The 9,468-nt window shown below is 63.1% G+C and carries 8 protein-coding genes; 4 read left to right on the forward strand and 4 right to left on the reverse strand.

From position 1 onward, the window contains the following. Positions 1–6: 6 nt before the first annotated feature. From PHAMO_RS06790 to PHAMO_RS06805, 4 genes are all read left to right on the forward strand, one after another. Positions 7–1,158 carry a divergent polysaccharide deacetylase family protein gene (locus PHAMO_RS06790; protein WP_002727723.1) on the forward strand — a complete coding sequence of 384 codons (1,152 nt, stop codon included), beginning with the start codon at positions 7–9 and terminating at the stop codon, positions 1,156–1,158. A 45-nt stretch (positions 1,159–1,203) separates the two neighbouring features. After that, a complete protein-coding gene (locus tag PHAMO_RS06795) occupies positions 1,204–1,404 on the forward strand; it encodes a heavy-metal-associated domain-containing protein (RefSeq protein ID WP_002727724.1) in 201 nt (66 codons plus the stop codon). Positions 1,405–1,701: 297 nt separating this feature from the next. Continuing rightward, complete coding sequence (gene gor, locus PHAMO_RS06800) at positions 1,702–3,213, forward strand: glutathione-disulfide reductase (RefSeq protein WP_002727725.1); 1,512 nt, start codon at positions 1,702–1,704, stop codon at positions 3,211–3,213. Then, entirely contained in the window at positions 3,210–5,696 is a 2,487-nt protein-coding gene (locus PHAMO_RS06805) for an AsmA family protein (RefSeq protein ID WP_002727726.1), read from the forward strand. The genes gor and PHAMO_RS06805 overlap by 4 nt, the downstream gene beginning before the upstream one ends. Before the next feature lie 67 nt (positions 5,697–5,763). Here the strand turns inward: PHAMO_RS06805 and PHAMO_RS06810 are convergent, their stop codons facing one another. The 4 genes from PHAMO_RS06810 to PHAMO_RS06825 all read right to left on the reverse strand — a co-directional run. Continuing rightward, complete coding sequence (locus PHAMO_RS06810; RefSeq protein ID WP_002727727.1) at positions 5,764–6,222, reverse strand: Hsp20 family protein; 459 nt, start codon at positions 6,220–6,222, stop codon at positions 5,764–5,766. A 144-nt stretch (positions 6,223–6,366) separates the two neighbouring features. Next, positions 6,367–7,149: a response regulator gene (locus PHAMO_RS06815; protein ID WP_002727728.1), complete on the reverse strand. Its 783-nt coding sequence runs from the start codon at positions 7,147–7,149 to the stop codon at positions 6,367–6,369. Positions 7,150–7,221: 72 nt separating this feature from the next. Then, positions 7,222–7,644 carry an RrF2 family transcriptional regulator gene (locus PHAMO_RS06820; protein WP_002727730.1) on the reverse strand — a complete coding sequence of 141 codons (423 nt, stop codon included), beginning with the start codon at positions 7,642–7,644 and terminating at the stop codon, positions 7,222–7,224. 203 nt (positions 7,645–7,847) lie between these two features. Beyond that, the coding region (locus PHAMO_RS06825) for a 3'-5' exonuclease (RefSeq protein WP_040566342.1) at positions 7,848–9,468 on the reverse strand (1,621 nt) is incomplete at its 5' end.

The raw sequence follows: 9,468 nt of genomic DNA on the forward strand, positions 1-9,468 counted from the left end.
ACACGGGTGGGCCGACGCGAGGTCAGACGGATGCTGATGGGGTATAAACGCCCCCTGTGGGAGCGCCCTGGCGTGATCGCCACCGCGCTGGTCGTCGTTCTGGCGCTTGGACTGTTGCTGGGAATCGGAGTTGGCCGCTGGTCCGCCCCCCAGCCTCACCTTACGCCACCGGCGGCGGTTGAAACGGTTGAGGCGGTTCAGCCAGCGCAGCCCGAAACCGTTGCCGAAGCACCGACACCCCCCTCCGTTTCCAGCGAACCAGAGGGTCCTGCCGTTGAGCCTGGACCTGCGCTGATTCAACCCCCGCCGCCACGCGCCGAACCCGGTTCGTCGGAATCGCTGGAGATCGGCAGCGCCTCGGATGTCGTGGCGATGCTGCCCGCCCCCCCTCCTCCTCCGTCACCACAGCCTTTGACCCAATTGCCCCCGGCTGGAGAGGCGATATGGAAGCGCCATGCCGTGCCGTCGCCACGCATTGCCGGCCGACCGATGATCGCGGTGATCATCGACGATCTGGGGGTTGATCGCCGCCGGGCCGAGCGGGTTACCACCTTGCCGGGGCCGCTGACTCTATCCTTCATGACCTATGCCGAGGATTTAACTCGGCTAACCACCGAAGCGCGCCGTCACGGCCACGAATTAATGGTCCACGTCCCGATGCAGCCACGCGGAGCCCATCTCGATTCCGGGCGCGAAGTGCTGGAGGTCGGTCAGACACCGGGGGAAATCCGCCGCCGCCTTGATTGGGGGCTGTCGCGCTTCGACGGATTTATCGGTATCAACAACCATATGGGCAGCCGCTTTACCGCGGACCCCGGTTCCATGCGGGTGGTCATGGCCGAGTTGCGGCGGCGTGGTCTGGTCTTTGTCGATTCGGTCACGACCGAACACAGTGCAGGCCCCGAAGTCGCACGCGAGTTCGGGGTTCCGTTCACTTCGCGCCACGTTTTCCTCGACAACGATCAGGGCGTCGCTCATGTCCGCGCCCAACTCGCCAAAGCCGAATCCTATGCCCGCCGCCACGGTTTCGCCGTCGCCATCGGCCATCCTCATGACGGCACGATCGAGGCGCTGGCAGGATGGATTCCGGGGCTGGAGGCCAAGGGGATGGTGCTGGTCCCGATTTCAACTGTCATTCGCGCCGGAGCAGGTGGATAAGCGCCACCTGCCACTTTTGTTCTCGTACCAAAGGAGAGTAAGCCGATGTCCACCACCTATCGCGTTACCGGCATGACCTGCGGCGGCTGCGCTCGCGCCGTCACCCAGGCGATCACCGAGGCCGCCCCCGCCGCCACCGTTGATGTCGATCTCGATCGCCAGACCGTGACGGTCGAGGGAACCGACGAAGCCCTGATCAAAGTCGCGATCGATGCAGCCGGTTTCGGCTTCGAAGGCCGGGTCTAAACCGGATACAGCTTGCCTTCCCGTCCGGTCGTTCCTGACCGGACGAATCGCAATGCAAGGCCGGTATGTTCCGCAGTGCGGAAAAATCGCTTGCGGCCGATATGCCGATGGACTGAATCATGTTTGCCGTCGGAGCCGGTTTTGGCGCTGGTCCGCCTCCGGCGCTTTTGTATTACCTGTTCCAGATGTCTGTCGGCAGCGCCCCGCCTCGCCGCCTGGGCCGAGTGTAATGCGGTGCTTCTCGCTACCGATCCGGCTTGGTAGAAAGAACGCCTTCCCCCGGCCGAAGGATTCTCAATGACCGCCTACGATTTCGACTTGATCACTATTGGAGCTGGCTCCGGCGGGGTACGAGCCAGCCGTCTGGCCGCCGAAGCCGGGCGACGGGTTGCGATGATCGAGAGATCGCGGGTTGGCGGCACGTGTGTGATGCGTGGCTGTGTGCCCAAGAAGCTGTTGGTGATCGGAGCCGGGTTCGCCGCCGAATTGGCGGATGCCGAAGCGTTCGGCTGGCAGGTCACGGGGGCGGAATTCGACTGGGCCCGGCTGGTTGTATCGAAGAATGCCGAGTTGAACCGGCTGGAAACAATCTATGCCCGCGTCCTGCGCGAGGCCGGGGTGACCATGGTCAAGGGGCGCGGCACTCTGCTTGATGCCCATACCGTCCAGGTCGGCGAGCGCCGACTAACCGCCGAGACAATTCTGATCGCCACGGGGGGAAAGCCGTTTCTGCCTGCCTTGCCGGGGATCGAGCACGCGATCACCTCGAACGAAGCTCTCGACCTGATGCAATTACCCAGGCGGGCGGTGATCGTCGGGGGCGGCTATATCGCGGTTGAGTTCGCCGGTATTTTTAACGCACTGGGAGTCGAGGTCACCCTGCTCCTGCGCGGCGAGGCGATCCTGCGCGGCTTCGACCCCGATCTGCGTTCCGCCCAGACTGAAGAGATGGAAGCGCTGGGCATCGATATCCGTCCGCGTACCCTGGTCCGCGCCATCGAACGCGACCGCAGCGGCAGCCGGGTTTTAACCTCCGATATCGACGGCAATCCAGGCGAAACGATCGAAACGGACCTGATCCTCTATGCCACCGGGCGGGTGCCGAACAGCGCAGGATTGGGATTGGAGGCGGCGGGTGTTCAGTTGGACGAGCGCGGGGCTGTCATCGTCGATGCCTTTTCCCGCACGTCGATTCGCAACATCTGGGCGGTCGGCGATGTCACTAATCGGCTGAACCTCACTCCGGCGGCTCTGGCCGAGGCCGGAGCCTTCGTCCGCACCGCGTTCCAGGGCTGTCCCACCGCGATCGACCACCAATTGGTGCCGACGGCGGTGTTCGGCGCACCGCCATTGGCGACGGTCGGACTGGGAGAGGATGAGGCGCGGCGGCTGTATGGCAGCGTCGATGTCTATATTTCCCGCTTCAGGCCGCTACGCCAGGGTCTGACCGGACGCGGCGGGCGGGCGCTGGTCAAACTGGTGGTCGAACGCGACGACGATCATGTGCTGGGCGTCCACGTCATCGGCCCCGACGCGCCTGAAATCATCCAAGGATTTGCAGTGGCATTGCGGTGCCGCGCCACCAAGGCACAGTTCGACGCGACCTTGGGCGTGCACCCCACCGCCGCCGAGGAGTTGGTGACCTTGCGCCAGCGACGACCCGATCCGGCACCGAAGCCCACACTACAGCCGGAGCCGAAGCTGGAATCTACCGAGGCCCCCTCGCCTCCTTCCACCCCGGAGCCCCAGACAGACCCCCTGCCGGACCCCGACCTTGAACCCGAACGGACGGCTCCTGACCCATCATGACTGGTGTTTCCCTAAAAATCGCCGCGGCAACCCTGGCCGGTGGCGTAGTGGCGGTGCTGGTGGTTCCGGCACTGATGGATTGGAGTTCGCTGCGTCCAGGGATCGAACGGACCGCAACGGCGGCTCTGGGCTGGCCCGTGTCGGTTTCGGGACCGATCTCAGCGCGTCTGGTCCCGGACCCGGTTGTCATCCTGGAGCGAGTCTCGGTCGGCACCGCCGGGTTCGAAACCGTTCGACTGGAATTCGGGATTGCCCCCCTGCTGTCGGGACGAATCGCGCTGGTCGGGGTGGGCCTGTCCGGTGGGCGGTTAGGTGGCGGAGCAACGCTTGATGGGACGATCCAGTTAGGCGAGATCTTTGCCGCCGGGGGACGGCTGGACGGAGGCTTCACCGCCAGCGGCACATTGGGGCTGGGCGGCCTTTCCATTCCCTTCGAAGCCGAAGGGGCGCGGCCCGGCGGTGGTCCAGCGATTCCAGTGCGCGCCCAGTTGCACCTGCCCTCCCCGGTTGGCGGAACGATACGACTTGACTCCTTGGTCACAGCGATGCGAGCCGATGGGCGATTGTCGCTCGAAATTCCCTCGCTGGCCCGCGCCGTGGGAACGGCCGATCTTCCCGACGCACCATTGACCGCCGAGGGACGGCTGTCGGTCACACCAGACGAAGCCGCCTTGCAGGAAATCACCGTCGCGCTTGGCGAGTCACGGGTCGGAGGCGAGATTGTCGCCATCCTGGGAAATAATCCGGTCGCGATCGATGTCAGCCTGCGCGCCCAGACCCTGGACCTTGACCAGGGCAGCCCGGCGGCGATCAAGGCCAGAGAGGTCGCCGAGGGAAAAGCTTCGGCAGATCCGACTCCTATCGCCGCAGCGAAAACAACCGCCGCTCCGGCATTGCGGCTGCCGTTACCCGCCAATGTTACCGTCAATTTCGATATCGCCGCCGACACGATACGCTGGCGCGGTGGCGTGGTGCGCCGCCCACGTCTGAGCGCGATGCTCGACGGCGGCGTCCTGAACATCAGTACCGTCTCGGCCCAGCTTCCAGGCCGCACCGCGATGGATCTCAGCGGTATGCTTTCGATGGAAGAAAGCGGCCCGTCCTTCAGTGGTAAAGTGAAGTTGGAGAGTGCCGATCCCCCCCGTCTGCGCGCCTGGGCCTGGCCAGGCAGCGGCGGCGGCACGTGGCCGAGCACCGCACGACTTGACGCGACCTTGTCCGGCCATGACGGTCGGTTGGACCTGTCGCCGCTTGTGCTCGGTCTCGACGACATCCGCGCCACCGGCGCGGTCAGCCTGAGCCAAAGCATCACCGCACGCCTGTCCGTCCGGGGAATCGAAGCGGCTTTCGACGGTGGGCGCGGCGACGACGGAACCCTGGTCGGCGCGCTGGAAGTACATGGTCCCAGCTATGCCGACGCCGTGCGGCTCTTGGTCGCGGATTATCGGCCAAGCCGTGACGGGCAAATGTCCGCGAGCGCCACGCTTGGCAGCGATTCAGGCGCGCTGACTCTCGACGATCTGCGGCTGACGGCCGGAAGCGCCCAGATCGACGGCCGGGTCCGCATTGAACCGGACGGCCCGGTTCATGCAGAACTGAACGCTGGTGAAGTGCGCCTTGATCCCTTCTTGCCGCCCGAGGGAAAAACACGGATAGCAATGGCGGCGCGGCCCCGTCCAGCCGCCGCTGGACATAGCGGAAGAGGCGATGAAAGTCCTCCACCGCCACCGGTGCCACGCGGGCATGTCGAAGCGATTCCGCTCGGTGGGCTTCCCCGCGCCGACATGACGATCCACGCCACCGCCCTGATGCTGAAATCCTGGCGACTGGACAATGTTTCAACCCATCTGGCGTTGACTGGCAGCGGCAGCGCGACCTTCGACGGACTGCGCGCCCGAACCCTGGGGGGCACGATCGAGGGCAGCGGACGGCTGATGTCTGGTGGCTTGGGCGGCGATCTGATCCTTTCCGGGCTGGATGCCGGTGCCCTGGGATTATCGGCAGGCGGCCTATCGCTGGCCGGAGGCAAGCTGGACGGAACCGCGCACCTGTCCACCGCCGGGCTCGCTCCGGCGCAATTGGCCACGACCCTGACGGGCGAGATAAAGATCACCATCGGCGACGGGTTGATTCGCGGCTTCGATCTGGCCGAGGCCAATGCACGATTGGAACGGCGCGACATGGCCGGATTGCTGTCTGGTGGGTTGGTCGGGGGAACAACCCGGTTCTCAACCCTCTCCGGCACCATCCGCGCTGAAAAGGGCGTTATTTCCAGCCGTGATCTTAGTCTGACAGCCGAAGGGGGGCGCTTGACCGGAACCGGGAACGTCGATCTGGGCGAAAACTCGGTCGATGCCCGTGTCTCGGTCGCGCCCGCCGGTACCGGCCTGCCGCCATTGGGAATTCGCCTGCACGGACGGCTGGACACGCCGGACGTCGTGTTTGACGCCAACGAAATAATGCGGGCGATGTCTAAGAAATAGAGAGAAAGCGACGCCTCTGCCCGGCTTGTTCCGCAGGCCAAGGGCAGAGGCGCCACCCGAAGGCGGGTTACGCCGCCTGGGTTTCAATCAATTGAGGTTCGGCCGGTTTCCCGATCTTGATCGTGCGGGGCTTCATTGCCTCGGGGATCTCGCGAACCAGATCGACCGACAACATCCCGTTGACCAAAGACGCCTGATCCACCCGGATATGATCGGCCAGTTCGAAGCGGCGCTCGAACGAACGACCGGCGATACCATGGTGCAGATACTGAGCCTGAGGGTCTTCCTTGCGAGCCTTGCCCGCGATCAGCAGGGTGTTTCCCTTTGCCGTCACCTCAAGATCGTTTTCACCAAACCCGGCAACCGCCATCGTGATGCGGTAGCGCTCCTCACCCAGCTTCTCGATATTGTACGGAGGGTAAGACAGAGCCGCAGGATCGACCCGCGTGGCGGAATCGAAAACCCGGTTGAGGTGGTCGAAACCAACAGTGGAACGGAACAGCGGGGAGAGATCAAAAGTACGCATTGCCAGTTCTCCTTTGCGAAGCAACCAGATCGGGACGGTACCTCTGGCACCGCCGCGTCGGCCCCGACTATCGGCGACCGCGCACCTTTGATTTAAGTGCGCGGTCGCGATCGTCAAGGGAGGAAAATCGGGAAAATCGTCGGGTCAGGTAATGTCGAAACGAGCCAGGGTTTCAGCCAGATCGTCGGAGAACTGCGCGCCTTTGCGTACCAGAGCGGCACGAGGCGGCAAGCCTTTCAGCTTAGGGCTGCCCCATTCGTAGCTGGTCAGCACCGCATAAGGAATGCGCTCGGTCGCGGGCATCGCCGCCAAGGCGCAACCGAGGTCGGTGCCGGTCAGCAGCCCCAGCTCCATCGCGGCCAGCACCATGTCGGGACGGGTCCGCACCACGGTTTCAATCGCGGCAAAGGCATCGCGAACCACCGAGGTACGATAGCCGCAATTGGCCAATTCGCGTTCGACGATGCGGGCCATGGCCTTCTCGGGCAGAACCAGAAGAATCTCGACGTTCTTCTTCTCGATCTTGCCGAAATCGATATCGGCCGAACGCTTGGCGGGCAAGGCGCGAACCACGGCCGGAGCATCGGTTTCTTCCACGGCCTCGCCATCGGCAAGCTTTTCGATCCGGTCGATAAAGACCTGAATTTCATCGATTTCCGACCCGGTCAGATCCTTCAATTCGCCGACATATTCGTCAAGCCGGTGGGTTACCAGCTTGATCATGGGCAGGTTCAGACCATGGGCGTGACTGCGCAGGTTGCTTGCCTCGCGCTTCAGAGTGGCCAGCCCCTCGGACAGCGGTACGCTGCGCGATCTCAAATTGCCGAGAAGAACCTGTAGCTGGCTGGCGGTATCGCGCAACTCGTCTAGAAATTCGTTGATGACCCTGAGTTCGTTTTCGTTATCGGCACCATTGAGGGTAGACATAGGGGCGAGCCTCCGGGGTCATTGCTGTCTCCAGGGATACACCGAATCGCGATCGAGCGGAACTACCAGACGCTATTGCGCCGCCTCTCGCTCACGCTCCAGCATGTCGGCCAGAGTATAACGGTCGAGTTCATGAAAGAAGGCGTCAAGTCCAGCGGACAGAGCACGGTTGGCGAGGCAGTGACCTTCCAGAAGGCACCCCTCCTCGCTGTCGCAACGCATGCAACGAACCAGGGCAAAGTCTTCTTCGGTCGCGCGGATGAACTCGCCCAGACGAACCTGATCCGGCCGCTTCAGCAACCGTACCCCGCCATGCTTGCCCCGAACCGTTTCAAGAAAGCCGACTCGGCCCAAGTGATGCACCACCTTGGTCAAGTGATTCTTGGAGATGCCGTGGCACTCGGCAATCTCGGTAATCGTCACCAGATCGCCATCGCGCATTCCAACATGAATCATGACCCTAAGCGCGTAATCGGTGTGCAAGGTAAGGCGCATCGGCCTCGCTTTCTGCGTCGTGGAATTGACGCGCCATGCTGGAGGAATGTCGATGCCCGGTCAAGCCATCGAACCCGAGTTTTCACCCCGAGCCTATTGATTCTCAACGCAGGACAGACCCGACAACAACGCTGGTCGCGAGCCATTTGCATTTGACCAACGCTCAGGGCTTCGGCACGCATTGAGCGAGCGGCAGAGAGGAGCTACAGCACCCGCTGACGATCATGCAGAATGCGGGCGATATCCAGAGTCTTGACGGCCTGATCCAGAGTAACGATACCGCGCCCCTCCAATGCCTCGATCTGGCACAACAATACCGCCGCCGTCACCATCGCATCGCCTAGAGCGGTATGGCGATCCGTGACGACGATCCCATAGCGTTCGCAAATGATATCGAGCGAGTGCCCTGCTTCCGGCCCATCGAGAAAGCTCGACAAAATCATGGTGTCGAGCACAGGACAATCAAAACTGATCGCCATCGCCTGCTCGTTCATCCGCAGAAATTTCAGGTCGAAAGCGGCGTTATGCGCCACGAGAACCGAATCGGCGACATAGGCCCGGAATTGAGGCAAAACCACCTCGGCAGGTGGCTTATCACGCACCATTGCATCGGTAATGCCATGGAATCGCACTGATTCGACCGGGATCGGCCGTCCGGGATTAACCACACGATTAAAGCTTTCCCCCGATAGAATGCGGCCGTTGACAATCCGCACCCCGGCAATCGAAACGATGCGGTCGCCCTGAGACGGCTGTAGACCCGTGGTCTCGGTATCGAACACAACGAAACTCAACGACTTCAGCGGACACGAGCCCAAAGCACCGGTCTCGCGGGCCTGCTCCAGTAAGGCGAGGTCGTGAAATTCCGGCCGCGCCGGCAAGGCCGGACGCTCTGGCCGGCGTCGCTGCTGCGCTTTCGGGACAGGCAAACGAACGGCCCCCCCGCTTTCGGTACGGCGAAGCTCGGGCACTGCCCCGGCATGGTGCAGCAGAACGTCGCGCAGGGTGATCCCCCCCAGCGCGGTCAGAGGCTGCCCTAACCAGCGTTCCATGTCGGCAAACTCAACCCCGCTCCCGGCCCAGCTGAATTCCACCCAGGCGGATTCTTCATCGGCTCCGGCGGACAGATCGACAGCATCGATCTCAAGCCGATCGGCGGTATGACGGACCAACGCCTCAACGGCCAGGACCAGAGAGTGCGAATCGCCGTGCAGCCAGACCGGCAAACCGATCACGGTGGCGGCAACATCGTCGCCAAGGCGCGAACAAACAAAGGACAACAACTCGGTCGAGACGATATCGGCCATCGGCCACCAGGACGATAGCAGGCGGTCATAGCCCTCGGTCAATCGCCGCACCCCACGGCTGGCATCAAGGCAATCGCGCTGCACCAGAGGAGCCTCGCTGGTAGCGGCGGCGATGCGGGCCAGCGGAGCCTCGATTGTCTCGGCAGCCTCGCGCAGCAATTCCGCCCGCCCGGCCAATCCAGCCAATTGCGGCGCGGCATCGACCAGAGTGACGACATAGCCGGTCACCGGACCCGACCCGGTGCGGATCAGGCTCATCCGCGCCTGGAACAGCATCCGGTCGTCAACGGTTCCGGCCAAAAATGGAATTCCGCGCGCCGATCGGTTCAGGTGTCCACACAGGCGGTCGAACATATAAACGACCGGCTCACGCGATAGCGTCTCGAACAGCGACCGCCCCAGCCCCAATTCGGCGGTGGCGCGCAACATATCGAAAGCAACCTCGTTATATAGAACCAACTGGTGGCGCTGATTGCAGACCAAGACACCTTCATGCAAATCGTTAAGAATCGCCGCT

It is taken from the genome of Magnetospirillum molischianum DSM 120, assembly GCF_000294655.1.
GTDB classification, from domain to species: domain Bacteria; phylum Pseudomonadota; class Alphaproteobacteria; order Rhodospirillales; family Magnetospirillaceae; genus Phaeospirillum; species Phaeospirillum molischianum.

What these genes read in the sequence shown, in the direction of transcription:
- PHAMO_RS06795 (WP_002727724.1), top strand. Translation starts at nt 1,204, where the DNA reads ATGTCCACCACCTATCGCGTTACCGGCATGACCTGCGGCGGCTGCGCT.
- gor (WP_002727725.1), top strand. Translation starts at nt 1,702, where the DNA reads ATGACCGCCTACGATTTCGACTTGATCACTATTGGAGCTGGCTCCGGC.
- PHAMO_RS06805 (WP_002727726.1), top strand. Translation starts at nt 3,210, where the DNA reads ATGACTGGTGTTTCCCTAAAAATCGCCGCGGCAACCCTGGCCGGTGGC.
- PHAMO_RS06810 (WP_002727727.1), bottom strand. Translation starts at nt 6,222, where the DNA reads ATGCGTACTTTTGATCTCTCCCCGCTGTTCCGTTCCACTGTTGGTTTC.
- PHAMO_RS06815 (WP_002727728.1), bottom strand. Translation starts at nt 7,149, where the DNA reads ATGTCTACCCTCAATGGTGCCGATAACGAAAACGAACTCAGGGTCATC.
- PHAMO_RS06820 (WP_002727730.1), bottom strand. Translation starts at nt 7,644, where the DNA reads ATGCGCCTTACCTTGCACACCGATTACGCGCTTAGGGTCATGATTCAT.